We start from the raw sequence: 25,296 nt of genomic DNA, 5'->3' as shown, positions 1-25,296 counted from the left end.
TCAGGAACGCCCGCTGACGGCCGACACCCGCTCCGCCGCGATCGCGGCCGGGGTGCCGAGCGCGCCGCCGCAGCTCTCCGGGCGCGGCGGCTGCGCCGCGGTACGGAAGACGTCGACGTCCCAGGCCCGGCCGTCGACGTGCCCGACCCGCACCGTCCAGCGCTCGGGCCCCTCCGGGACGGTGCGGGACACCGCCAGCGCGCCCTCCCGGTCCTCGCCGGTGAGGGCGCGTACGGCGAGGTCGGCGGCCTGCCCGGGCCGGTCCCAGAAGGAACGGCCGCGGCAGCCGTCGAGGACGACCCGCCCGGAGTGCGCCGCCTCCAGCACCTCCTTGGCGAGCCGGGTGTCCACCCGCCCGTACGCGTAGCCGAACGGCAGCACCAGCACGGTCGGGGAGAAGCGGTGGCCGCCCAGGTGGGTGGCCTCCCACGTGCCGGGGCCGTCCGCGGCGGCCAGCGCGGCCGCGAGCGGGCGGCCCTGCACCGCGCAGCAGGGGTCGCGCCGCCCGTTGGTGCACACCAGCACGAGCGGCGGGCCCGCGTGGAGGTCGCCGAAACCGCCGTGCGAGCCGGCGCCCAGCGCGGTGAAGTCGAGTTCGGCCAGCTCCGCCGGATCCGTGACGGTGTCGCTGCGCACCCAGGAGTCGCCCGGCGCGGTGTGCGCGAGGAACACCCGGTGCCGGGCGGGCAGATGCAGGTCGGCGTGCCGCCCTGGCCGGCGGATCAGCGCGACCCGCACGCCCGTGCCGTCGGCGAGACGCTCCAGCTCCCGGCCGACCGCCGGGTCCAGCCTGCTGGACGTCAGCGCCTTTGGCCCCCACGGCCCCGGCTGCTCGACCAGCAGCCAGGTGCGCGCGGTCGCCGCGGTCGCCGCCACGGACTCGCCCAGCTCCGCCGAGGCGGACGTGCACGTACTCATCCGGCGAGCCTAACCCGCGCCGCCGCGGCCCCCGGCGCCGGACCCCGCGCCGCGGACCTCACGCCGGTCCGGCCACCACCGCCACCGGCTTCGCGAGCGGAACGCCCGAGCCGTCGCGGCGCGGGTCCTTCGGCGGCAGCTCGGCCGGTGTGCCCGTGGCCGTGGCGGCGCGGGCCGGCGTGGCGCCCGCCCAGGCCAGCAGCAGCCCTTCCTCGCCGCGCAGGAAGCGCTGGCAGCGCACCCCGCCCGTCGCCCGGCCCTTGCGCGGGAACTGCTCGAAGGGCGTGAGCTTCGCGGTGCCCTCGCCCGCGCCGTCCAGCGTGCCCTCGGAGCGCGCCACGGTGAGGACCACGGCGTCGGCCGCCGGGTCCACGGCGGTGAAGGAGATCACCTTGGCGCCCTCCGCGAGCTTGATGCCCGCCATGCCGCCGGCCGGCCGGCCCTGCGGGCGCACCTGGCCGGCGGGGTAGCGCAGCAGCTGGGCGTCGTCGGTGATGAAGACCAGATCCTCCTCGCCGGTGCGCAGCTCGACGGCGCCGACCACCCTGTCGCCGTCCCTGAGGCCGATGACCTCCAGGCCGTCCTTGTTGGCCGGGTAGTCCGGCACGACACGCTTGACGACGCCCTGCTCGGTGCCGAGCGCGAGGCCCGGCGAGGACTCGTCCAGCGTGGTCAGGCACAGCACCCGCTCGTCGTCCTCCAGCGACACGAACTCGGCGAGCGGCGCGCCGCCCGCGAGTGTCAGCGGTCCGGCGGACTCCGGCAGCACCGGCAGGTCGATGACCGTCAGCCGCAGCAGCCGGCCGTGCGTCGTCACCGCTCCGATGTCGGCGCGCGCGGTGGTGGGAACCGCGGAGACGATCACGTCGTGCTTGGCGCGCTTGCCCCCGCCTCCGTCGCCGGCGGCGTCGGTGGTGGTGCGGGCCAGCAGCCCGGTGGAGGACAGCAGTACGCGGCACGGGTCGTCGGCGACCTCCAGGGGCACCGCGGCGACCGGCGTGTCGGCGGACTCCAGCAGCAGCGTGCGGCGCTCGGTGCCGTACTGCTTGGCCACCGCCGCCAGCTCCGCGGAGACCAGCTTGCGCAGTTCCGCGTCGGATTCCAGGATCCGCGTGAGGTCGGCGATCTCGGCGTTGAGCCTGTCGCGCTCGGATTCCAGCTCGATCCGGTCGAAGCGCGTCAGCCGGCGCAGCGGGGTGTCGAGGATGTACTGCGTCTGGATCTCCGACAGGCCGAAGCGCTCCATCAGGCGCTCCTTGGCCTGCGCGGCGTTCTCGCTGGCCCGGATGATCGCGATGACCTCGTCGATGTCGACGAGCGCGACCAGCAGGCCGTCGACCAGGTGCAGCCGGTCGCGGCGCTTGGTGCGGCGGAACTCGCTGCGCCGCCGCACCACCTCGAAGCGGTGGTCGACGTAGACCTGGAGCAGCTCGCGCAGGCCCAGCGTGAGCGGCTGGCCGTCCACGAGCGCCACGTTGTTGATGCCGAAGGACTCCTCCATCGGCGTGAGCTTGTAGAGCTGTTCGAGCACGGCCTCGGGGTTGAAGCCGTTCTTGATCTCGATGACCAGCCGTAGCCCGTGCTCGCGGTCGGTGAGGTCCTTGACGTCGGCGATGCCCTGGAGCTTCTTCGCGCCGACCATGTCCTTGATCTTGGCGATGACCTTCTCGGGGCCGACGTTGAAGGGCAGTTCGGTGACGACCAGGCCCTTGCGGCGCGGCGTGACGTCCTCGACGCTCACCGTCGCGCGGATGCGGAAGGTGCCGCGGCCGGTCTCGTACGCGTCCCGGATCCCCTGCAGGCCGATGATCCGGCCGCCGGTCGGCAGGTCGGGGCCCGGGACGTGGCGCATCAGGGCGTCCAGGTCCGCGTTGGGGTGGCGGATCAGGTGCCGGGCGGCGGCGACGACCTCCCCGAGGTTGTGCGGGGGCATGTTGGTGGCCATGCCGACCGCGATCCCGGACGAGCCGTTGACCAGCAGGTTGGGATACGCCGAGGGCAGGACCGCGGGCTCCTCCTCCTGGCCGTCGTAGTTCGGCTGGAAGTCGACGGTGTCCTCGTCGATCGACTCGACCATCAGCTGCGCCGGGCCGGACATCCGGGCCTCGGTGTAGCGCATGGCGGCCGGCATGTCGTCCAGCGAGCCGAAGTTGCCGTGCCCGTCGACGAGCGGGAGGCGCTGCGAGAACGGCTGCGCCATCCGCACCATCGCGTCGTAGATGGACGCGTCGCCGTGCGGGTGCAGCTTGCCCATCACCTCGCCGACGACGCGGGCGCACTTGACGAAGCCGCGGTCGGGGCGCAGGCCCATCTCGTTCATCTGGTAGACGATCCGGCGGTGCACCGGCTTCATGCCGTCCCGGGCGTCGGGCAGGGCGCGCGCGTAGATGACCGAGTAGGCGTATTCGAGATACGACGCCTGCATCTCGTCCACGACGTCGATGTCGAGGATCCGCTCCTCGAAACCGTCGTCCGGCGGCGGGGTCTTCGTCGTGCGGCGGGCCATCTCGGCGGCGCTCCTTCGTCTGGTTCCTGCTGCACCGGTGGTTCTGCTGCACCGGACATCTGTTCGGCTGGACCGGGTGAGCTGACGCGGACCATTGTGGACCGCCCCGCCGACAACGCCGACCACGGCCCGGCACGAGCGCGTCCACGACCGGGAACTTCACCGCCCGCGCACTCGCTTGCCTAGAGTGGCAGCACTCTACGCAGTCAGCGGACAGACGCACGCGACCGGAAGGACAGCTTGCCCATGGGTCACACGGCCTCGCCGGAGGCACACTCCAGCGGCCTGACAGCCACCGAGCACCGCCTGGCGAACGGGTTGCGGGTGGTGCTCTCCGAGGACCACCTCACCCCGGTCGCGGCCGTCTGCCTCTGGTACGACGTCGGTTCACGCCACGAGGTCAAGGGGCGCACCGGCCTCGCCCACCTCTTCGAGCACCTGATGTTCCAGGGCTCGGCGAGCGTCAAGGGGAACGGCCACTTCGAACTGGTCCAGGGCGCGGGCGGCTCGCTCAACGGCACCACCAGCTTCGAGCGCACCAACTACTTCGAGACCATGCCCGCCCACCAGCTGGAACTGGCCCTGTGGCTGGAGGCCGACCGGATGGGCAGCCTGCTGACCGCGCTGGACCAGGAGAGCCTGGACAACCAGCGGGACGTGGTCAAGAACGAGCGCCGCCAGCGGTACGACAACGTGCCCTACGGCACCGCGTTCGAGCGGCTCACCGCCCTCGCCTACCCCGACGGCCACCCCTACCACCACACGCCGATCGGCTCGATGGCCGACCTGGACGCGGCCTCGCTGGAGGACGCCCAGGCCTTCTTCCGCACGTATTACGCGCCCGGCAACGCGGTGCTCGCGGTCGTCGGGGACATCGACCCGCAGCAGACGCTCGCCTGGGTCGAGAAGTACTTCGGCAGCATCCCCGCCCACGACGGCAAGCCCGAGCCGCGCGACGGCTCGCTGCCCGACGTGATGGGCGGCCAGCTGCGCGAGGTCGTCGAGGAGGACGTGCCCTCGCGCGCCCTGATGGCCGCCTACCGGCTGCCCGAGGACGGTACCCGTGCGGGTGACGCGGCGGACCTGGCGCTGACGGTGCTGGGGGGCGGCGAGTCGTCCCGGCTGCACAACCGGCTGGTGCGGCGCGACCGCACCGCCGTGACGGCCGGCTTCGGGCTGCTGCGGCTGGCCGGTGCGCCGTCGCTGGGCTGGCTGGACGTCAAGGCGTCCGGCGGCGCGGAGCTGAGCGCCATCGAGGCCGCGGTCGACGAGGAGCTGGCACGCTTCGCCGCCGAGGGCCCGACGCCCGAGGAGATGGAACGGGCGCAGGCGCAGCTGGAGCGCGAGTGGCTGGACCGGCTGGCGACGGTCGGCGGCCGGGCGGACGAACTGTGCCGCTTCGCCGTGCTGTTCGGTGACCCGCAGAAGGCGCTGACCGCCGTGCAGCGCGTGCTGGAGGTCACCCCGGAGGAGGTCCGGGCGGTGGCCGAGGCCCGGCTGCGTCCCGACAACCGGGCGGTGCTGCTGTACGAGCCGACCGGCAAGGCGGCGCAGGAGGCCGCAGAGGGCGCGGACGCGCAGGACGCCGACGCCGACGCCGACCAGGAAGAGGGCGAGCTGTGAGCGACACCACCGCCGTCATGACGTTCCACCCGCAGCCGGAGGCCGGCGCGCCCAGGCCGTGGGCCTTCCCGGCCCCGGAGCGCGGCTCGCTCGGCAACGGGCTGACGCTGCTCACCAGCCACCGCCCCGGCCAGCAGGTCGTCGCGGTCGAGGTGCTGCTCGCGGCGCCGCTGGACGCCGAGCCGGAGGGCCTGGACGGCGTCGCGACCATCATGGCCAGGGCGCTGTCGGAGGGCACCGACGAGCACACCGCCGAGGAGTTCGCGGCCGAGCTGGAGCGCTGCGGCGCCACCCTGGACGCGCACGCCGACCACCCCGGGGTCCGGGTGTCGCTGGAGGTGCCCGCCTCCCGGCTGGACCGGGCGCTGTCCCTGCTGGCCCAGGCGCTGCGCTCGCCGGCCTTCGCGGACGACGAGATCGAGCGGCTGGTCGCCAACCGGCTCGACGAGATCGAGCACGAGCTGGCCAACCCGGCGCGCCGCGCGGCCATGGAGCTGTCGAAGGAGCTCTTCCCGGCGGAGCTGCGCTGCTCCCGCCCGCGGCTGGGCACCGAGGAGACCGTCCGGCGGATCGACGCGGCGGCGGTGCGGGCCTTCTACACCGCGCACGTCCGGCCGGCGACCTCCACCGCCGTGGTGGTCGGCGACCTGACCGGCATCGACCTGCCCGCGCTGCTCGACGACACCCTCGGCCGCTGGACCGGGGCCGCCGCGCAGCCGCGCCCGCGCCCGGTGATCACCGCGAACGACGCCGCCCGCGTCGTCATCGTGGACCGGCCCGGCGCGGTGCAGACGCAGATCCTCATCGGCCGCACCGGCGCCGACCGGCACGCCGCGGTGTGGCCGGCCCAGGTCATCGGCACGTACTGCCTGGGCGGCACCCTGACCTCGCGGCTGGACCGGGTGCTGCGCGAGGAGAAGGGCTACACCTACGGCGTGCGGGCCTTCGCGCAGGTGCTGCTGGCGTCGGCGGACGGTACGGGCGCGGCCCTGCTGGCGATCAACGGCTCGGTGGCCACCGAGGTCACCGGGCCCGCGCTCGCCGACGCCTGGCAGGTCATCCGCACCCTCGCCGAGGGCGGCCTGACCGACGAGGAGCGGGACGTCGCCGTGCAGAACCTGGTCGGCGTGGCCCCGCTGCGCTACGAGACGGCCGCGGCCGTGGCCGGCACCCTCACCGACCAGGTCGAGCAGGAGCTGCCGGACGACTTCCAGGCGCATCTGTACGAGCGTCTCGCCGCCACCGGCACGGTCGAGGCCACCGCCGCGGTGGTCAGCGCCTTCCCGCTGGACCGCCTGGTGGTGGTCCTGGTCGGCGACGCCTCCGCGATCGCCGAGCCGGTGCGCGAGCTGGGCATCGGGCCGGTGCGCGTCACCAGCTGAGCCCCCGCGCGGGGGTCACGGGCCCGCCGCCCGCCTCCCGCGAAGCCCCCGCCGGACCCCGGCGCGCACGCAGCGCGCCGGGGTCCGCGGCTGTGCGCATACCACCGTAATTCCCGGTCCGCATTCCCCTTTCCCGGTGTGCTGGAATAGAGTCGCTGCACAATTCGGGGAAAGGGCGTGGTCGGGCGATGCGGAATCGGACGTGAGCGGGGCGGAAGGCACCGCGCGGCGAATCTCGGCCGAGGTGGTGTGTACGGCGATACGCGACGACATCGTCGCCGGTTACTTCCCGCCGGGGAGCCGGCTGACCGAGGAGCTGCTCGCGCAGCGCTACGGGGTCTCGCGGGTGCCGGTGCGCGAGGCGCTGCGCACGCTGGAGTCCGAGGGCTTCGTCCGGACCCGCAAGCACGCCGGCGCGTCGGTCGCCGAGCCCACCGAGCAGGAGGCCGCCGACCTGCTGGAGATACGCGGGCTGCTGGAGCCGCTGGGCACCGCGCGGGCGGCGCAGCGGCGCACCGACGCGCATCTGAAGGTGCTGCGCGGGCTGGTGCGGCTGGGCCAGGAGCGGGCCGTGCAGGGGCAGGTGTCCGACCTGCCGTCGCTGAGCGGGTGGTTCCACGAGACGCTCGCGCAGGCCTCGGGCAGTCCGACGCTGGCTGCCCTGCTGATCCAGCTGCGGCACAAGATCTCCTGGGTCTACGCCGACGACGGGACGGGGCGCGCGGCGGAGGCGTGGGAGGAGCACGCGGCGATCGTGGACGCGGTCGCGCGCGGTGACGCCGAGCGGGCCCGCCGGCTCGCCGCCGTCCACGTGGAGCACGCCGCGGCGGTGAGAACCCTGAAACACCGTGTAAACGCGGGGCGCCGCCGCCATTAACATTCACGCCGTATACAAGAGTGCGTGAATATCGGTGGGCTATCGCCGCGGGCGGCCGCGGAAAAGGCCTGAAGAGGGCGTGAAAAAGCGGGCCCGGCAGTCCTGGCGGATTGCGGGACCCGCTGGTTCCGGCATGCGTGCACCGCGCGGCGGAATGCCGCGGAAAGGCGGCCGGTGCCGCGCCGCACGGCGCCGGGCTGTGTCAGACGGTCTCGGGAAGCTCTTCCAGGCCCTCGGCGACCAGCTTCGCCAGCCGGTCCAGCGCGCCCTCGGCGCCCTCGGCGTCGGAGGCCAGCACGATCTCCTCGCCGCCCTTCGCGCCCAGGCTCAGCACCGCGAGCATCGAGGCGGCGTTGACCGGGCCGCCGCCCTCCTTGGCGATGGTGACCGGCACCCCGGCGGCGGTCGCCGCGCGGACGAAGATGGACGCCGGGCGGGCGTGCAGGCCCTCCGCCCAGCCGACGTTGACGCGACGCTCAACCATGGTGTTGCCCTTCAGTGTGTGTGTCAGGTCGTGCAAGTTGTCTAGACCATTTTTGCACGACGCGGGCGCCGCCCGGGCACCCGGCCGGTGGACCCAGGGTCCCGCGTGCGCCTGCCGCCCGCCAGACGGCCGCGCCGCCTACGCTGGAGGCCATGACCGACCCGCAAGGCCCGCCCTCCCGGCAGGGAACCGCCCCCCGGCCCTACCCCGTCCACTGGGAGGCCGACGTGGTGCTGCGGGACGGCGGCATCGCCCACATCCGGCCGATCGGCCCGGACGACGCGGGGCGGCTCGTGGACTTCTACGAGAAGGTCTCCGACGAGTCGAAGTACTACCGCTTCTTCGCGCCCTACCCCCGGCTGTCGGACCGCGACGTGCACCGCTTCACGCACCACGACTACGACGACCGCGTGGGCCTGGCCGCCACCGTCGGGGGCGAGTTCATCGCCACCGTCCGCTACGACCGCACCGACGAGCACGGCCGGGCCGTGTCCGGCGCCGCCGGCACCCGCGCCGAGGTCGCCTTCCTCGTGCAGGACGCCCACCAGGGCCGCGGGGTCGCCTCCGCGCTGCTCGAACACATCGCCGCCGTCGCCCGCGAGCGCGGCATCCTGCACTTCACCGCGGACGTCCTGCCCGCCAACAGCAAGATGGTCAAGGTCTTCACCGACGCCGGCTACACCCAGCGGCGCAGCTTCGCCGACGGCGTCGTCCACCTCGACCTCGACCTCGAACCCACCGCCGAGTCCGTGCAGGTCATGCGCTCGCGCGAGCACCGCGCCGAAGCCCGCTCCATGCAGCGGCTGCTGCGCCCGGAGTCCGTCGCGGTGGTCGGCGCCGGGCGGCGGCCCGGCGGCGTGGGGCGCACGCTGCTGCGCAACATCGCCGCCGGCGGCTTCACCGGCCGCCTCTACGCCGTCAACCACTCCTTCGCGCCGGGCACCGACCTCGACGGGGTGCCCGGCCTCCGCTCGGTGCGGGAGATCGCGGCCCGCGGCGAGAGCGTCGACCTCGCGGTGGTCGCCGTGCCCGCCGCGCAGGTGCCGCAGACCGTCGCCGACTGCGGCGAGGCGGGCGTGCGCGGGCTGGTCGTCGTCGCGGCCGGCTACTCCGAGACCGGGCCCGAGGGCCGCGAGCGGCAGCGCGAGCTGGTACGGCTGGTCCGCGGCCACGGCATGCGGCTCATCGGGCCGAACGCCTTCGGGGTGCTCAACACCTCGCCCGCCGTGCGGCTCAACGCCTCGCTCTCGCCGGGGATGCCGCACCAGGGGCGGCTCGGCCTCTTCACGCAGTCCGGGTCGATCGGCATCGCGCTGCTGTCCGGGCTGCACCGGCGCGGTGCGGGCCCGTCCACCTTCGTCTCGGCCGGCAACCGCGCGGACGTCTCCGGCAACGACCTGCTCCAGTTCTGGCAGGACGACCCGGACACCGACGCGGTGCTGATGTACCTGGAGTCCTTCGGCAACCCGCGCAAATTCAGCCGGCTCGCCCGGCGGACGGCGGCCGCCAAGCCCGTCGTGGTCGTCAAGGGCGCCCTGCACACCGGCTCGGTGCCGGCCGGGCACGCCGTGCCCGTCACCCGCATCCCGGACAGCACCGTCAGCGCCCTCTTCCGGCAGGCCGGCGTGATCCGCGTCGACACCGTCACCGAACTCCTCGACGCCGGGCTCTTCCTGGCCCTCCAGCCGCTCCCCGCGGGCGACCGGCTCGCGATCCTGGGCAACTCCGAATCCCTCGGCCTGCTCACCTACGACGCCGCCCTGACCGCGGGCCTGCGCCCCACCCCGCCGCTGGACCTCACCACCTCCGCCGCCCCCGCCGACTTCGCCGCCGCCCTGACCCGCGCGCTGGCCGACCCGGCGACGGACGCGGTCGTCGTCACCGCCATCCCGCGGGTCACCGCCGGCCCGGCGTCGCCCGCCGCGGCGCCGGGCGACGCAGCCGCTCTCGCCGGGGCCCCGGACGAGGGCGACGACCCCGCGCTCGCCGACGCGCTGCGCCGCGCCGCCGGCGGGGACAAGCCGGTGGTCGTGGTGCACACGGCCCTGGAGGCCTTCGCCGACCGGCTCGGCGCGCCCGGGGGCGAGGGCGCGCGGCTGCCCGCCTACCGGGCCCCGGACCGGGCGGTCGGCTCGCTCGCCGAGGCGGCCCGCTACGCCGCGTGGCGGGCCGGCGCCGGCGATCCCGGGCGGGTGCCGGCCTTCGACGACATCCAGGAGGCCGCGGCCGCGGAGGACGTCCGCCGGCTGCTGCCGCCCGGCTCGCCGCCGCAGGGCGTCACCCTGCCCGACGCGGACGCCGCGGCCCTGCTCGCCCGCTACGGCGTCACCGTGCGCCGCGCGCTGCCCGCGCCCGGCCCGGACGCGGCCGTCGCCGCCGCCGAGTCGATCGGCTACCCCGTCGCCCTCAAGGCCACCGCCCCGCACCTGCGGCACCGCCCCGACCTCGGCGGCGTCCGGCTGGACCTCGCCGACGAGGGCGACCTGCGGCGGGCGTACGACGAGCTGACGGCGCGGCTCGGCGGCCCCGCGGAGCTGCTGCCGGTCGTCCAGGCCATGGCGCCGCGCGGCGTGGACACGGTGATCCGCGCCGGGGTGGACCCGGCCGCCGGGGCGGTGCTGTCCTTCGGGCTGGCCGGTCCGCCCTCCGAGCTGCTCGGCGACCTCGCGCACCGGCTCGTCCCCGCGACCGACCGGGACGCCGCGGATCTGGTCCGCTCCATCAAGGCCGCGCCGCTGCTCTTCGGCTGGCGCGGCGCCGAGCCGGTCGACACCGGCGCCCTGGAGGAGCTGCTGCTGCGGGTGTCGCTGCTGGCCGACGACCTGCCGGAGGTCGTCGCGGTGCGGCTGGACCCGGTGGTGGTCGCCCCGCAGGGGCTCACGGTGCTGGCGGCGACCGTGCGGCTGGCGCCGCCGCCCGCCCGCACCGACCTGGGACCGCGGGCCCTGTCGCAGTACTGACCGCCCGGTCCGGCGGCGGGCGCACGTGCCGGGGCGCGACGCCGCCGGGAACCCGCAGGACACCCCCTAGGATGGACGTCATGGCGAAGTCGGGGATCACGACGCAGGGGCTGCGGACGGCGATCGAGCGCAGCGGGTACTACCCGGGGCTCGTGTCGGAGGCCGTGGAGGCCGCGGTCGGGCAGGAGCCCGTCACGTCGTATCTGGTGCACCAGGAGACCACGTTCGACGCGAACGAGGTGCGCCGGCACGTGACCGTGCTGGTGCTGACCGCGAGCCGCTTCATCGTCAGCCACACCGACGAGCAGGCCGCCGACGACTCCTCGCCGACGCCCTACGCCACCACGTCGACGGAGTCGGTGAAGACCGGCCGGATCTCCTCCGTCGTGGTCAGCCGCGTGGTGGCCAACCCGGAGGCCTACACCCCGGGCACGCTGCCGCGCGAGGTGGTGCTCACGATCGGCTGGGGCGCCGTCTCCCGGATCGACCTGGAACCGGCTGCCTGCGGGGACCCCAACTGCGAGGCGGACCACGGCTACACCGGCTCCTCCACGGCCGACGACCTGTCCCTGCGGGTCAGCGAGGCGGGCGACGGACCCGACACCGTACGGCAGGCGCTCGCCTTCGCGCAGGCGCTCTCCGAGGCGACCGCGGCCGCCGCCTGATGTTCCAGCCCCTGCACGACGACGGGCTGCTCGACCCCCGCTCCGCCCCCGTACCGGCCTACGGCAGCGCAGCGCTGTGCGACGTCGTCCCGGCCGCGGTCGCGGGCTTCGGCATCGACGGCATGCCGCGCACCGGGCTGGAGCTGGCGCCCGCCGACCGCGTGTGCGTCTTCCTCGTCGACGGGCTCGGCTGGGAGCTGATCGCCCGGCACCCGGACGAGGCGCCGTACCTGAACGCGCTGCTGCCGACCTCGCGCGGCGGCTCCGGCCGCCCGCTCACGGCCGGCTTCCCCTCCACCACCGCGACCTCGCTCGCCTCCGTCGGCACCGGACTGCCGCCCGGCCGGCACGGCCTGGCGAGCTACATGACGCTCAACCCGGCCACCGGCGAGCTGATGAACCAGCTGCGCTGGCAGCCCTGGACCTCGCCGGCGGCCTGGCAGCCGCACCCCACCGTCTTCCGGCTCGCGGACGCCGCGGGCATCGCCACCTGCCAGGTCTCCTCGCCCGACTTCGCCAGGACCCCGCTCACCCAGGTCGCCCTGTCCGGCGGGACCTTCCACGGCCGTCTGACCGGCGAGGAGCGGATGGACCTGGCCGCCGACCGGCTCGGCGCCGCCGGCCGCACCCTGGTCTACACGTACTACAGCGAGCTGGACGGCATGGGCCACCGGCACGGCGTGGACTCCGACGCCTGGCGCGGGCAGCTGATGGTGGTCGACCGCCTGGTGCAGCGGCTCGCCGAGCAGCTGCCGCCGCACTCGGTGCTGTACGTCACCGCCGACCACGGCATGACCGACATCCCCTTCGACGAGGAGTCGCGCGTCAACTTCGACGAGGACTGGGAGCTGCGGGCCGGGGTCGGGCTGCTGGGCGGAGAGGGACGCGCGCGGCACGTCTACGCGGTGCCGGGCGCCGCGGCCGACGTGCTCGCGGTGTGGCGCGAGGTGCTGGGCGACCGGATGTGGGTCGCGGGCCGCGACGAGGCGGTGGCGGCCGGCTGGTTCGGGCCGCACGTGGAGCCGCGGGTGCTGCCCAGGATCGGCGACGTGGTCGCGGTCGCGCGGGACGACATCGCGATCGTCGCGACCCGCACCGAGCCGGGGGAGTCGAAGATGACCGGCCTGCACGGCTCGATGGTCCCCTCCGAGCAGCTCGTGCCGCTGCTCGAGATCCGCACCTGAGCCCTCTCACGACCCCGCCCCCGTCCGTCCACCGAAAGGCCGCTGCCCCGCCATGTCCGAGCTGGTTTTCTTCTCCGGAACGATGGACTGCGGCAAGAGCACCCTCGCCCTGCAGATCGTCCACAACCGCGCCTCGCGCGGCCTGCAGGCGGTCATCTTCACCAAGGACGACCGCGCGGGGGAGGGCAAGCTGTCGTCGCGGCTCGGACTGGTCACCGACGCGGTCGAGGCGGTGGACGGCATGGACCTCTACGCGCATCTGGTCGCGCTGATAAGCCGCGGCGGCCGCGCGGACTTCGTGGTCGTCGACGAGGCGCAGTTCCTGGCCCCGGAGCAGATCGACCAGCTCGCCCGCGCCGTCGACGAGCTGGACGTGGACGTCTACGCCTTCGGTATCGCCACCGACTTCCGCACCCGGCTCTTCCCGGGCTCCCAGCGGCTCATCGAACTCGCCGACCGCATCGAGGCGCTGCAGGTCGAGGCGCTGTGCTGGTGCGGCGCGCGGGCCACGCACAACGCCCGCACGGTCGGCGGGCAGATGGTGGTGGAAGGCGCGCAGGTGGTGGTCGGGGACGTCGACCAGCAGGCCGAGGTCGGCTACGAGGTGCTGTGCCGCCGCCACCACCGGCGCCGGATGACGAGCGCCTCGGCGGGCGCGGGGGCCCTCTCGCCCGACGTGCTGCCGGTACCGGGCGCCTGACACCGCGCCCCCCGGCACGGCGGCCACGGGCCCGCGGCCGCGGCGGTCGGCCCGGTCGCGCGGGCCGCGACGCCGGCCGCGGACACTCCGGCCGTGCCTTCGGCGTGCAGGAGGCGGCCGGCACCAGGCCTCCGGCGCACCAGCCCGGGCCGGGTACGGTCGTGGCGGAGGGCGGGGTCCCGCGCCCCGGCGAGGCGCCCGGCCACGGGCCGGCCTCGACAAGCCGCCGCGCACGTGTACCCCGTACCCGAACCGCCGGCCCACGGCCTGCGGGCCCTGCTGTGCAACACCGATGGGAGCGTGCAACACCCGTGACCGAATCCGTACGGAAGGCCCTCGTCGTCCGGGGCGGCTGGGAAGGCCACAGCCCGGTGGAGATCACCGGCCTCTTCCTGCCCTTCCTGGAGGACCGGGGCTTCACCGTCGAGATCTCCGACTCACTCGACGTCTACAGCGACGACGCCCTGCTGGCCGGCACCGATCTGGTCGTCCAGTGCTGGTCGATGGGCGCGATCACCCCCGAGCAGAGCCGGGGCCTGTCCGCCGCGGTGCGCGCGGGCACCGGTTTCGCCGGCTGGCACGGCGGGGTCCTGGACTCCTTCCGCGGCGACCTGGACTACGCCCAGCTGACCGGCGGCCAGTTCCTCATGCACCCTCCGGGCTTCGTCGACTACACCGTCGAACTGGTGGGCGGGAGCCACGAGATCACCGCGGGCCTGAAGGACTTCGCGGTGCACACCGAGCACTACTTCATGTCCACCGACCCGGCGAGCGAGGTGCTCGCCACCTCGGTCTTCCCTGCCGCGGGCGACCGCGCGCGGGACGTGGTCATGCCGCAGGTGTGGACCAGGACGCACGGCGCGGGACGGGTCTTCGTCTCCGCCATCGGCCACAAGGCCGACGACTTCGACGTGCCCGAGGTGCGGACGATCACCGAGAGGGGTCTGCTGTGGGCGAGCCGCTGAGGATAGGCATGGTCGGTGCCGGCAAGATCAGCGGGCAGTACCTCGGCACCCTCGCCCGGCTGGAGAGCCTGCGGCTGACGGCGGTCACCGACCTCGACCCCGGACGCGCCAAGGAGGCCGCCGCGGCAGCCGGTGCCGAGGTCGCGGGCGGCGTCGCCGAACTCGTCGCCCGCGAGGACGTGGACGCGGTGCTCAACCTGACCGTCCCCGCCGTGCACGCCGAGGTCGCGCTCGCCGCGATCGCGGCGGGCAAGCACGTCTACGGCGAGAAGCCGCTCGCCACGACCCGCGCGGAGGCCACCGCCGTCCTGGCCGCCGCGCGCGCCGCGGGCGTACGGGTCGCCAGCGCGCCGGACACCGTCCTCGGCACCGGGACCCAGACCGCGCGCAAGGCCGTCGACGACGGGCTGATCGGCCGCCCCGTGGCCGCGACCGCCTTCATGACCACCGCGGGCCACGAGGCCTGGCACCCGGACCCGGAGTTCTACTACCGGCCGGGCGGCGGCCCGCTGCTGGACATGGGGCCGTACTACCTCTCGGCGCTGGTGCACCTGCTCGGCCCGGTCGTCAAGGTCACCGGCGCCGCCAGCACCCCGCGCGCCGAGCGGGAGATCGGCAGCGGGCCGCGGGCCGGGCAGCGCTTCCCGGTCGAGGTCGCCACGCACGTCACGGGCGTGCTGGAGCACGCCGGGGGCGCGCTGTCCACGCTGGTGATGAGCTTCGACATCCATGCCGCCCACCTGCCGCGGATCGAGGTGCACGGCACACGGGGCTCGCTCGGGGTGCCGGATCCGAACGGCTTCGACGGCCCGGTGGAGCTCTTCACCGGCGGCGCCTGGCGGGAGCTGCCGGTCTCCGCGGGCCACCGCGGTGCCGGGCGCGGCACCGGGCTCGCGGACCTGGCCGACGCGGTGGCCGCCGGCCGCCCGCACCTGGCGTCGGGCGAACTCGCCGAGCACGTCCTCGACGTGATGCTCACCCTGCTCGACGCGGCGCACGAGGGCCGGTCGCTGCCGGTCGCCACCAGCTGCGAGCGTCCGGCGGCGGTGCCGCTCACGTAGCGCTCGCGCAGGCGGGGGCGGCGGAAAGCGGCGGCGGAGGGACCGGTCGGGGGGTCGGTACCGCCGCCGCCTTCCCGTTTCCCGTTCCCCCGTCGCCGTGCCGACCGGTGTCCGGAGAAGGCGCCGGGCAGCGGCCAGACTCATCCGGCAGATGCGCGGTCGCGGGTCACGGCCGGCACGTGCCGGAGGGCGGGTGTCAGGAGGAGCTGAAGGCCGAGTCGAAGGAGGCCGCGGGCGGCTCGATCGCGGCCAGCGCCCGCACGTGCGCGAGGGCCTGCGGGGCGCCGAGCGTGCGGTCCATGCCGGCGTCCTCCCACTCGACCGAGATCGGCCCGGCGTAGCCGATGCTGTTGAGCATCCGGAAGACCGGCTCCCACGGCACGTCGCCGTGCCCGGTGGACACGAAGTCCCAGCCGCGCCGCGGGTCCCCCCAGGGCAGGTGCGAGCCGAGGCGGCCGTTCCGCCCGTTCAGCTGCTTGACGGACTCCTTGCAGTCGACGTGGTAGATGCGGTCCCTGAAGTCCCACAGGAAGCCGACCGGGTCGAGGTCCTGCCACACGAAGTGGCTCGGGTCGAAGTTCAGCCCGAAGGCGGGGCGGTGGCCGATGGCCTCCAGCGTCCGCACGGTGGTGTGGTAGTCGTAGGCGATCTCGCTGGGGTGCACCTCGTGCGCGAAGCGCACGCCGACCTCGTCGAAGACGTCCAGGATCGGGTTCCAGCGGTCGGCGAAGTCCTGGTAGCCGCGCTCGATCATCTCCGGCGGCACCGGCGGGAACATCGCCACGGTGTGCCAGATCGACGAGCCGGTGAAGCCCACGACCGTGTCCACGCCGAAGGCGGCCGCCGCCCGCGCGGTGTTCTTGATCTCCTCGGCCGCGCGCTGCCGCACCCCCTCCGGCTCGCCGTCGCCCCAGATCCGGGCCGGCAGGATGCCCTGGTGCCGCTCGTCGATCGGGTGGTCGCACACCGCCTGCCCGGTCAGGTGGCAGGAGATCGTCCAGCACCTCAGCCCGTGCCGGTCCAGCGTCTCGCGCAGCCGCGGCAGGTAGCCGTCGTCGGTGAGGGCCGCCTCGACGTCGAAGTGGTCGCCCCAGCAGGCGATCTCCAGGCCGTCGTAGCCCCACTGCGAGGCGAGCCGGCACACCTCGGTGAAGGGCAGGTCGGCGAACTGGCCGGTGAAGAGCGTGACGGGTCGTGCCATGGTGCGTCCTCCGGGAACAGGGGGCGGGGGGAGTTGGCGGCGGGGCGGAAGCCGGGCGTCAGGGAGCCACGGGAGCGCCCTGTACGGGGATGTGCACGCCCAGCGCGGCCGCGCTGGACTCGACGGCGGCGAGCACCTTCTGCACCTGGAGCCCGTCCGCGAAGGACGGCTCCGGGTCGCGGCCCTCGGCGATCGCCGTCACGAAGTCCGTGACCTGGTGGGTGAAGGTGTGCTCGTAACCGATCAGGTGGCCGGGCGGCCACCAGGCGTGCACGTAGGGGTGGGTGTCCTCGGTCACCAGGATGCGCCGGAAGCCCGCGGTCGCCGGGTCCTCGGAACGGTCGTGGAAGGACAACTCGTTCATCGACTCCGCGTCGAAGGCCAGGCTGCCGGCCGAGCCGCTGATCTCGATCCGCATCGCGTTCTTGTGCCCGGTGGCGAAGCGCGTCGCCTCGAACACGCCGATCGCGCCGCCCTCGAAGCGCGCGGTGAACAGGGCCGCGTCGTCCACCGTCACCTGGCCGCGCTCGCTGCCCGCGGTGCCGGACAGGCCGCTGGAGGCGGCCGGCAGCGGGCGCTCGGTGACGAACGTCTCCAGCACCGCGCCCACCGACGAGATCCGCCGGCCCGTCAGGTACTGCGCCACGTCGATGCTGTGCGCGCCCAGGTCGCCCAGCGCCCCGGAGCCCGCGCGGTCCTTGCGCAGCCGCCAGGCCAGCGGGAATTCCGGGTCGACCAGCCAGTCCTGCAGGTACTGCGCGCGCACCTGGTGGATCCGGCCGAGCCGGCCCTCCTCGACCAGCCGCCGGGCGAGCGCCAGCGCGGGCACCCGGCGGTAGTTGAAGGCCACCATGGAACGGACGCCCGCGGCCGAGGCGGCGGCGGCCGCCGCCGCCATGTCCTCGGCCTCCCGCACCGAGTTGGCCAGCGGCTTCTCGCACAGCACGTGCTTGCCCGCGGCCAGCGCCGCGAGCGCGATCTCCGCGTGGCTGTCGCCGGGCGTGCAGATGTCCACCACGTCGATGTCCGGCCGGGAGACCAGCGCGCGCCAGTCCGTCTCGTAGGACTGCCAGCCGTAGCGCTCGGCGGCCCGCGCGACACGGTCGGCGGAGCGGCCGCACACCGCGGTCAGCTCGACCGGCCGCGGCAGGTCGAAGAAGCGGCCCGCGGTGCGCCACGCGTGCGAGTGCGCCGCCCCCATGAACGCATGGCCCACCATGCCGATCCGCAGGGGCTGCGGGTCTGTCGTCGTCACGTGTGTCCTCCTCGGACGGCGCGCGGCCGTGCATCGATATTCATCCGGGATCGACGGAAACTCGGCGCTTTGGGGAGAATGGTTCGCGAGTTTCTGCCCGAAGTTCGACATAAGTCAAGGCTCTTGACGGGCCTGACGCAAGAGGACGCCGCGCTGCGGACCGATGACCCGCGGCGTCACCCGGCACACCACGGGAGTCACCATCGACACACCGGTCAGCCTGCGCGAGGTCGGGCGGCTCCGGGTGCTGGAGGCGCCGCACGCCGCGCCGCGCATCAGCCGCCCCGAGCTGGTACGGGTCACCGGGCTGTCCCGCGCCACCGTGTCCTCGCTGGTCGCCGACCTCGTCGCGGCCGGACTCGTCACCGAGGAGGCGCACCGGGAAGGCAGCGGCGTCCCCGGGCCGTGGCGTACCGGCCGTCCCGCCCGGACCCTGTCCCCGGTACCCGGCGCCGGTGACGCGATCGGCGCGGACATCGGGCACCAGCACGTCCGCGTCGTCCTCAGCGACCTGTCCGGCACGGTGCTGTGGGAGCACTGGGTCGCCAAGGACGTCGACCGTGCCCCGGCGAGACCCTCGACCTCGTCGCCGTGCTCGTCGGGCGCGCCGTCCGGGAGGCCGGCGTCGACCGCGACCGGGTGCTCGGCATCGGCGCGGGCATCGCCTCGCCGGTCGAGGAGGGCAGCGGCGAGCTGGGCGCCGAGGGCATCATGCCCGGCTGGGTCGGCCTGCGCCTGCCCGAGGAGCTGCGCGGCCGCACCGGGCTGCCCGTCCGCGTCACCAACGACGCCGACGCCGGCGCGCTCGCCGAGCTGATGTACGGCGCGGGGCGGCAGGTCGACGACATGGTCTACGTCCGGCTGTCCGCCGGTATCGGCGCGGGGCCGGTCAGCAACGGGCGGCTGCTGCTCGGCGCGCGGCCTCGCGGGCGGGATCGGCCACCTGCCGCTCGTCGCCGACGGGATCATCTGCCGCTGCGGCAACCGCGGCTGCCTGGAGACCGTCGCCAGCCCCGTCGCCATCGCCCGGCTGCTCAGCCGGAGCTGGGGCCGGACGGTCGCCCCGCGCGACCTGCTCGCGCTCGTCAAGCAGCACGACACCGGGGCGCTGCGCGCCGTCCGGGACGCCGGCGACGCGGTCGGCCGGGCGCTGGCCACCCTGGTCAACCCGCGGCTCGTGGTGGTCGGCGGCGACCTCGCCGCGGCCGGCGAGGACCTGCTCGAACCGCTCAGGGCCGGCATCGAGCGGCACACCCTGCCCTCCGCCGCCCGCGGCATCGAGATCGCCACCGGCCGCCTCGTCGCCGGCGCCGAGGTCCGCGGCGCGGCGGGTCTGGTGCCGAGCGCCGCCCCGCAGCTGCTGGTGTGAGCGCCGCTACGGCAGGCTGACGAGCGAGAAGGGGGAGCCCTCCGGGTCGGCCAGCGCCGCCGTGGGCCCGTGCGGGCCCGCGTGCGGGGCGGTCAGGACGCGGCCGCCCAGCCGCACGGCCAGGTGCGCCGCGGCGTCAACGTCCGCGACGGCGAAGCTCGTCATCCAGTGCGCCCCGCGGTCGCGCGGCAGCGCGCGGCCCAGCCCGCGGACGCCGGCGACCGCGTTGCCGCCGGTCACGAGGACCGCGCGGTCCTCGTCCTGCTCGCCGGCCTGCTCCACCGCGAGGCCGAACACCGCCTCGTAGAACTTCCCGGCCGTCGACGCCTCGTAGGTCAGCAGCTCGCTCCAGCCCACGCTGCCCGGCACCCCCGTGACGTCCGCGCCGCTGAACAGGCCGCCCTGCCAGATGCCGAAGACCGCGCCTGCGGGGTCCACGGCGATCGCGAGCCGGCCGTCCTCACCGGCGTTCAGCGGCCCGATCCCCACCGTGCCGCCGCACTCGCGCACCCGCTCCGCGGCCGCGTCCACGTCGTCGGTGGCCAGTATCGTCGTCCAGGACACGGGCCGGTGCGGCTCCGCGGAGCCCTCGCCGATCCCCGCGACCCGCAGCCCGTCCTTCTCCGCCAGCGTGTACGCGCCGAGCTGCGGCGGCCCCGGCGAGAACTCCCAGCCGAACAGGGCCGCGTAGAACTCCCGCGTCCGGTCCGCCCGGTGCGCCATGAGACTGGCCCAGCAAGGAGTGCCCGGCGCCCGCCGGTGCCGTACCTCGGTGGTCATGCGAACGATCTCCTCGTGGGCAGCCCGCTGCCTGCCCGGCTTTCCGCGGGAGCCGGCACAGCGATCGTCGCACCACGGACGGCGGTACGCGCTCTGGCCGCGCCGCAGCGCGTGCCGGGCCTCCACAATAGGCCTATGGATTTCCTGATCACCGCGGACGGACTCGCCGCCGCTCCCGTGCCGCCGGTCCTGCTCGACGTGCGCTACAGGATGGGCGGGCCGTCCGGCCACGGCGAGTACGCCAAGGGGCACATCCCCGGTGCCCGTTACGTCGACCTGGACGCCGAACTCGCCGCACCGCCGGGCGCCGGCGGCCGCCACCCGCTGCCGGACGCCGAGGAGTTCGGCGCCGCCATGCGGCGCGCCGGTGTCAGCGCCGGATCCGACGTCGTCGTCTACGACGACGGCAACGGCTGGGGCCCGGCCCGCGCCTGGTGGCTGCTGCGATGGGCCGGCCACCACCGCGTCAAGGTGCTCGACGGCGGCCTCGCCGCCTGGCGGGCCGCCGGCCACCCGCTCTCCACGGAGGAACCCCCGCCCGGAGAGGGCGACTTCACGCCGGAGCCCGGCGGCATGCCCGTCCTCGACGCCGCCGGGGCCGCCGCACTCGCCCGCAGCGGCCTGCTGCTCGACGCCCGCGCCGGGGAGCGCTACCGGGGAGAGGTCGAGCCGATCGACCCGGTCGCCGGGCACATCCCGGGCGCCGTCAACGCCCCCACGACCGAGAACGTCACCGCGGAGGGCACGTTCCTGCCGGCCGGGGACCTCGCCGCCCGCTTCACCGCGCTGGGGGCCGTACCCGGAACGGAGGTCGGCGTCTACTGCGGTTCGGGTGTCTCCGCCGCGCAGGAGGTGCTGGCCCTCGCGCAGGCGGGCGTCACCGCGGCTCTCTACCCCGGCTCCTGGAGCGAATGGACCGCGTCCGGCCTCCCCGTCGAGACGGGCCCGGGCCCCGTCTGACCACCCTGCCCCGCGCGGACTCGGCTTCCGCGCGGGGCAGGCCAGGCGCGGCGAACCGTGTCCCGTCGTGTTTTCCCCCGTGGTCCGGTGGCCCGGAGCGACCAGAGGTCCCCTTCCGGGCCGGGATGCGTGGCGGCGCACGGCGCGTCCCGGCAGGTGCCGTGCTTCACCCGCGGTCCGGTGGCCCGGAGCGACTCGAAGTCCCCTTCCGGGCCGGGTGCGTGGCGGGGCACGGCGCGCCGCGCCGGCATGTCGCGCGGCTCCCCGCGCCCCTGGCGCGCCCGGCGCGAGGCCTTCCTGCGCCGCAACGGCGGCCAGGCGCACCACCGCACGGTCACGGGAAGCCCGATCGCGTGCGGCGGCGGCGAGGGGTGAACCCCGGGGGGTTACTCCTGCTTCTTGCGGCGGCTGCCGAAGACGATCTCGTCCCAGCTCGGGACCGTCGCCCGGCGGCCCGGGCGGACGCCGTCCGCCTCGGCCTGCCGGTCGGTCGTCCCGACGAGCCGGTCGCGGTGCCCCGCGACCGCCCGCGGCATGAGGACGTCCGCGTACGCGGACCCCGCGGAGGCGGCCGGGGCCGCGGTCTCCTGCTCGGCCTCGGCCGCGGGCCCCTGTTCCGGGGCCGGCGCTTCCGGTGCCGCCGGAGGCGCCGGCACCACCATGTCGCCGCGGAAGCTCGGTACGGCCTCCAGCAGGCTCGTGAGCGAATCCCGCTCCTCCGCCTCCGCCGCGGCAGCGGCCCCGCGCTCCTCGGCCCGCGCGCGCTCCGCCGCGGCGCGGTCCGGCCGCTCCGGGCGCTCCAGCGCGCGGTCCATCGTCCGCTCGCGCGGCAGCCGGGCGATCCGCGGCACGAACGGGAAGCTCGGCTCCTGCGCCTGTGTCTGCGGGGTCTCGCCGATCAGCGACCGGGCCTCGTCGTCGACGGCCTGGACCAGACGGCGCGGCGGGTCGTACGTCCAGCTCGCGGAGTGCGGCTCGCCGGCCACGCGGTAGACGAGGAGCACCTCCCACGTGCCGTCGTCACGCCGCCAGGAGTCCCACAGCACCGTCTCCTTCTCGGCGCCGCGCATGAGCAGCCGTTCGGCCACCGCCTCGCCGAGCTGCGGGCCGGTGCTCTCGCCCTGCCGCCGGACGGGGGTCTTGCGGGCCCGCTCGGCCATGAAGGCGCGTTCGGCCAGCACGGGCCCCTCGAAGCGGCGGACCCGCTCCACGGGGATGCCGGCGAGCTGTGCGACCTCCTCCGCGGAGGCACCCGCGCGTATCCGCGCCTGGATGTCGCGGGGCCGCAGATGGCTCTCGACCTCGATCTCGATCTGGCCGAGGCGGGCCCGGTCGTTGCGCACGGCGGCGCGCAGCCGCTCGTCGATGGGGAGCGTGTATTCCGTGCTGTCGGCAGCCTTGAGCACCAGTCGTGTGCCGTCGTTGCTGACGGCCACGACGCGCAGTTCGGGCACGGTTACCTCCCGGATGGTGCCTGCCGACGTCGGGTGCGTCGCTGCTCCCGTTGGACGAGTGTGGCCTTCCCGGGTGCAGCCTGCCACAACCTTGCAGAGTTGCCCGGCGTGTCGTCCCTGTCTGGTGACACCCCGTTATGGGAAGGTGGACGATTGGCCACTCTGGGTGACCTTACGCCACGCGGCGGGGCGTCTGCGGTCGCAGCTACCTCCCATCCGTCCGAGCGACCGGACGGGCACCGGGAGCACGGAATCGTCACGGTACTCCATTTGGGCCACCGCAGGGTGGCTGCCGCGCCGCCGATTGTGGTGCGCCGGGCGGGAGTTGGGTGACGCGTCTCACTCGGGGGAGTGAACGCCGCTGGATAAAAAGGGCGAAGACCTACGAACCCAGCACCCGGCGGAGGTAGTCGTTACCGAAAAGCCGTCCGGGGTCCAACCGGTCGCGCAGACCGGTGAACTCGGTGAACCGCGGGTAGACGGTGCGGAAGTAGTCGGCGTCGCGGGTGTGCATCTTGCCCCAGTGTGGCCGGCCCTGCCGTTCGGTCATGATCCGCTCGACGGCGGTGAAGTACTCCCGGTAGCGGCTGCCTCGGTACATGTGCACGGCGATGTACGCGCTGTCCCGGCCGGACGCCGTGGACAGCGTGATGTCGTCGGCGGGGGCGACGCGTACCTCCACCGGGAAGCTGATCCGGAAGTCGGACCGCTCGACCGTCGCCTTCAGCTCCCGGATCGCGTCCACCGCGGCCTCGCGCGGCAGCGCGTACTCCATCTCCACGAAGCGCACCCGGCGCGGGCTGGTGAAGACCTTGTAGGGGATGTCGGTGTACGTGCGGGCGGACAGCGCCCGGCTGGAGATCCGGGCGATGCCCGGGATGGTGCCGGGCGCGGCCCTGCCGAGCGCGCAGGCGGCCTGGAAGACGCCGTTGGACAGCAGCTCGTCGTCGATCCAGCCGCGGACGGCGGGCAGCGGCGCCGCGGGTCCCTGGCTGCGGTTGTTGCGCTTGGTGTTGCAGTTGTCGGTGTGCGGGAACCAGTAGAACTCGAAGTGCTCGTTCTCGGTGGCGAGCGCGTCGAACTCGGACATCACCCGGTCGAAGCGCATCGGCTCCTCGCGCGCGGTCAGCAGGAAGACCGGCTCCACGGCGAAGGTGACCGCGCTGACCACGCCGAGCGCGCCCAGCCCGACGCGGGCGGCCGCGAAGACCTCGGGCCGCTCGGCCGCGGAGCAGGTGAGCACCGAGCCGTCGGCGGTGACCAGTTCCAGCGCGGTGACCTGTGCGGCGATGGAGGCGGAGTCGCGGCCCGTGCCGTGGGTGCCGGTGCTGATCGCGCCGGCCACGGTCTGCTCCATGATGTCGCCCATGTTGGTCAGCGACAGCCCCTCGGCGGCCAGCGCCGCGTTGAGGTGCTTGAGCTGCACGCCCGCCTCGGCCGTCACGGTGCCGGCGGCGCGGTCCACGGACCGGATCGCCGTGAGGCCCTCGGGGCGGATCAGCACCCCGCCGGTCGCCGCGGTGGACGTGAAGGAGTGCCCGGAGCCGACCGCCTTGGCCGTCAGCCCGTCCTCCGCGGCCTTGCGCAGCACGGCGGCCAGCTCGTCGGGGGAGGCGGGCGCGACGCTGCGCACCGGGCGCGCGGCGACGTTCCCGGCCCAGTTACGCCACGTCGCCGTGTCTTTCGAGCGCCCTGATCGGGCCCAGCTCCTCGTCGCCGTCGTCGTCACCGTGCACGTCCTCCCGCTCCGGCGCCGGCCGCAGCCGGCGGTACCCGAGTCCCGCCGCCGCCGCGGCCAGGAAAGCCGCGCCGGCGGGTACCGCGAACGCCGTCGAGGCGCCGTGCGCGTCGGTCACCCGACCGGCGAGCGCGGCCCCCAGGGACACCCCGACCGCCAGGCCCGTGGACGTCCACGTGATGCCCTCGGTCAGCCGCGCCCGCGGCACGAGCCGTTCGACGAGACTCATCGCCGTCACCATCGTGGGGGCGATCGTGAGTCCGGAGACGAACAGCGCCACGGCCAGGAACACCAGGTTTCCGACCAGTAGTGGCGGGATCATACTCACCGCCATCAACGTGACGCCCAGCAGGAACCTGCCGCGTGCGGTACCGCGCGGCTGCGCCAGCCCGAAGGCGACTCCCGCCAGGCACGAGCCGAGCGCGTACGTGGCCAGCACCAGGCTCGCCAGCGCCTTGTGGCCGCGCTCGTCCGCGAAGGCGAGCGTGATCACCTCGACCGCGCCGAACATCGCGCCCATTCCCGCGAAGACGACGATGAGCACCGGCATGCCCGGGGCCCGCAGCGCCGAGCCGCCCGCGTGGTGGGCGCGCGGATGCGGCTGCGGCTCGGTACCGCGCTGCGCGGCCAGCAGCAGCACGCCGATGCCCAGGAAGGCGGCGGCCAGGAGCGGCCCCGCCTCGGCGAACCAGACCGTGCACAGGCCGACGGACAGTATCGGGCCGACGATGAAGACGATCTCGTCCACCACTGACTCGAACGAATAAGCGGTGTGGAGGAGTTCCGGCGCCTCGCGGTGGATGACCGACCAGCGGGCCCGCACCATCGCCCCCAGGCTCGGTGTCGCGCCCACCCCGGCGGCGCCGAGGAAGAACACCCAGTGCGGTGCCCCGGCCCGCACCCCCAGCAGCAGCACCGCGACCGACAGCACGGTCACGGCCGCGGCGGGCCGCAGCACCCGTGCCTGCCCGTGGCGGTCCACCAGCCGGGAGACCTGCGGGCCGATCGCCGCGCCCGACAGCGCGGTCGTCGCCGACAGGGCGCCCGCCAGCCCGTACTGCCCGGTGACCTGGGAGATCATCGTGACGATCCCGATGCCGAGCATGGACAGCGGCATGCGGCCGACCAGCCCCGCCGCGGAGAACGCCCGGCTGCCCGGGGCGGCGAAGATCGCACGATAGGGGCTGGTCACGGCGGTGCTCCCGTAAGGACTG

General features: G+C 74.8%; 19 protein-coding genes and 2 pseudogenes. 12 read left to right on the top strand and 9 right to left on the bottom strand.

Features of this window, described 5'->3' with window-relative positions; genetic code table 11:
• Positions 1-918: a sucrase ferredoxin gene (locus ACH4SE_RS25090; RefSeq protein ID WP_398545707.1), complete on the bottom strand. Its 918-nt coding sequence runs from the start codon at positions 916-918 to the stop codon at positions 1-3.
• A 58-nt stretch (positions 919-976) separates the two neighbouring features.
• Entirely contained in the window at positions 977-3,424 is a 2,448-nt protein-coding gene (locus ACH4SE_RS25085) for a DNA topoisomerase (ATP-hydrolyzing) subunit A (RefSeq protein WP_398545706.1), read from the bottom strand.
• Positions 3,425-3,670: 246 nt separating this feature from the next.
• On the opposite strand from ACH4SE_RS25085, the gene ACH4SE_RS25080 reads away from it, so the two are divergent.
• The 3 genes from ACH4SE_RS25080 (at position 3,671) to ACH4SE_RS25070 (ending at position 7,306) form a co-directional block, all read left to right on the top strand.
• Positions 3,671-5,047, top strand: a complete 1,377-nt coding sequence (locus ACH4SE_RS25080) for a M16 family metallopeptidase (protein ID WP_398545705.1) — start codon at positions 3,671-3,673, stop codon at positions 5,045-5,047.
• 17 nt (positions 5,048-5,064) lie between these two features.
• Positions 5,065-6,429 carry a M16 family metallopeptidase gene (locus ACH4SE_RS25075; protein WP_398545789.1) on the top strand — a complete coding sequence of 455 codons (1,365 nt, stop codon included), beginning with the start codon at positions 5,065-5,067 and terminating at the stop codon, positions 6,427-6,429.
• Between the two features lie 202 nt (positions 6,430-6,631).
• Positions 6,632-7,306: a GntR family transcriptional regulator gene (locus tag ACH4SE_RS25070; protein WP_398545704.1), complete on the top strand. Its 675-nt coding sequence runs from the start codon at positions 6,632-6,634 to the stop codon at positions 7,304-7,306.
• Between the two features lie 202 nt (positions 7,307-7,508).
• On the opposite strand, the gene ACH4SE_RS25065 is transcribed toward ACH4SE_RS25070, so the two are convergent.
• Positions 7,509-7,790, bottom strand: coding sequence for an HPr family phosphocarrier protein (locus tag ACH4SE_RS25065; RefSeq protein ID WP_398545703.1), 282 nt, complete (start codon positions 7,788-7,790; stop codon positions 7,509-7,511).
• Positions 7,791-7,942: 152 nt separating this feature from the next.
• Here ACH4SE_RS25065 and ACH4SE_RS25060 point away from each other — a divergent pair, with 152 nt between their 5' ends.
• The 6 genes from ACH4SE_RS25060 (at position 7,943) to ACH4SE_RS25035 (ending at position 15,325) form a co-directional block, all read left to right on the top strand.
• On the top strand, positions 7,943-10,750 hold the full coding sequence (locus ACH4SE_RS25060; protein ID WP_398545702.1) for a GNAT family N-acetyltransferase: 2,808 nt from the start codon (positions 7,943-7,945) through the stop codon (positions 10,748-10,750).
• A gap of 80 nt (positions 10,751-10,830) precedes the next feature.
• The gene (locus tag ACH4SE_RS25055; protein ID WP_398545701.1) at positions 10,831-11,415 is read left to right on the top strand and encodes a DUF5998 family protein; all 585 of its coding nucleotides are present in this window, start codon (positions 10,831-10,833) and stop codon (positions 11,413-11,415) included.
• Complete coding sequence (locus ACH4SE_RS25050; protein WP_398545700.1) at positions 11,415-12,599, top strand: alkaline phosphatase family protein; 1,185 nt, start codon at positions 11,415-11,417, stop codon at positions 12,597-12,599. Before ACH4SE_RS25055 ends, ACH4SE_RS25050 begins: the two co-directional genes overlap by 1 nt.
• 52 nt (positions 12,600-12,651) lie before the next feature.
• Positions 12,652-13,299, top strand: coding sequence for a thymidine kinase (locus ACH4SE_RS25045; RefSeq protein ID WP_398545699.1), 648 nt, complete (start codon positions 12,652-12,654; stop codon positions 13,297-13,299).
• Between the two features lie 311 nt (positions 13,300-13,610).
• A complete protein-coding gene (locus ACH4SE_RS25040) occupies positions 13,611-14,264 on the top strand; it encodes a ThuA domain-containing protein (protein WP_398545698.1) in 654 nt (217 codons plus the stop codon).
• A complete protein-coding gene (locus tag ACH4SE_RS25035; RefSeq protein WP_398545697.1) occupies positions 14,249-15,325 on the top strand; it encodes a Gfo/Idh/MocA family protein in 1,077 nt (358 codons plus the stop codon). Before ACH4SE_RS25040 ends, ACH4SE_RS25035 begins: the two co-directional genes overlap by 16 nt.
• A 196-nt stretch (positions 15,326-15,521) precedes the next feature.
• Here ACH4SE_RS25035 and ACH4SE_RS25030 read toward each other — a convergent pair whose 3' ends face one another.
• Both ACH4SE_RS25030 and ACH4SE_RS25025 read right to left on the bottom strand, forming a co-directional pair.
• Positions 15,522-16,526 carry a sugar phosphate isomerase/epimerase family protein gene (locus tag ACH4SE_RS25030; protein ID WP_398545696.1) on the bottom strand — a complete coding sequence of 335 codons (1,005 nt, stop codon included), beginning with the start codon at positions 16,524-16,526 and terminating at the stop codon, positions 15,522-15,524.
• 58 nt (positions 16,527-16,584) lie between these two features.
• On the bottom strand, positions 16,585-17,745 hold the full coding sequence (locus tag ACH4SE_RS25025; protein ID WP_398545788.1) for a Gfo/Idh/MocA family protein: 1,161 nt from the start codon (positions 17,743-17,745) through the stop codon (positions 16,585-16,587).
• A 199-nt stretch (positions 17,746-17,944) separates the two neighbouring features.
• Here ACH4SE_RS25025 and ACH4SE_RS25020 point away from each other — a divergent pair.
• Both ACH4SE_RS25020 and ACH4SE_RS25015 read left to right on the top strand, forming a co-directional pair.
• Positions 17,945-18,154, top strand: a pseudogene (locus ACH4SE_RS25020) (MarR family transcriptional regulator); the annotation flags it as partial.
• A 155-nt stretch (positions 18,155-18,309) separates the two neighbouring features.
• Positions 18,310-19,150 (top strand): annotated as a pseudogene (locus tag ACH4SE_RS25015) (ROK family protein).
• Positions 19,151-19,156: 6 nt separating this feature from the next.
• Here ACH4SE_RS25015 and ACH4SE_RS25010 read toward each other — a convergent pair.
• Positions 19,157-19,930 carry a VOC family protein gene (locus tag ACH4SE_RS25010; protein ID WP_398545695.1) on the bottom strand — a complete coding sequence of 258 codons (774 nt, stop codon included), beginning with the start codon at positions 19,928-19,930 and terminating at the stop codon, positions 19,157-19,159.
• 135 nt (positions 19,931-20,065) lie between these two features.
• Between ACH4SE_RS25010 and ACH4SE_RS25005 the strand changes: the two genes are divergently transcribed.
• Entirely contained in the window at positions 20,066-20,890 is an 825-nt protein-coding gene (locus ACH4SE_RS25005) for a sulfurtransferase (RefSeq protein WP_398545694.1), read from the top strand.
• A gap of 386 nt (positions 20,891-21,276) precedes the next feature.
• On the opposite strand, the gene sepH is transcribed toward ACH4SE_RS25005, so the two are convergent.
• The 3 genes from sepH to ACH4SE_RS24990 all read right to left on the bottom strand — a co-directional run bounded on the left by sepH (position 21,277) and on the right by ACH4SE_RS24990 (position 25,274).
• Entirely contained in the window at positions 21,277-22,344 is a 1,068-nt protein-coding gene (sepH, locus tag ACH4SE_RS25000) for a septation protein SepH (RefSeq protein ID WP_398545693.1), read from the bottom strand.
• Between the two features lie 382 nt (positions 22,345-22,726).
• Positions 22,727-24,073, bottom strand: coding sequence for a D-arabinono-1,4-lactone oxidase (locus tag ACH4SE_RS24995; RefSeq protein WP_398545692.1), 1,347 nt, complete (start codon positions 24,071-24,073; stop codon positions 22,727-22,729).
• Positions 24,006-25,274, bottom strand: a complete 1,269-nt coding sequence (locus ACH4SE_RS24990) for an MFS transporter (RefSeq protein WP_398545691.1) — start codon at positions 25,272-25,274, stop codon at positions 24,006-24,008. Before ACH4SE_RS24990 ends, ACH4SE_RS24995 begins: the two co-directional genes overlap by 68 nt.
• Positions 25,275-25,296 lie beyond the last annotated feature (22 nt).

Origin of the sequence: Streptomyces sp. NPDC020983 (assembly GCF_044333485.1) — a bacterium.
In the GTDB taxonomy this organism is placed as follows: Bacteria; Actinomycetota; Actinomycetes; order Streptomycetales; family Streptomycetaceae; genus Actinacidiphila.
The sequence above is the reverse complement of the archived record's forward strand: the minus strand, read 5'-3'. Positions and strand labels throughout refer to the sequence as shown.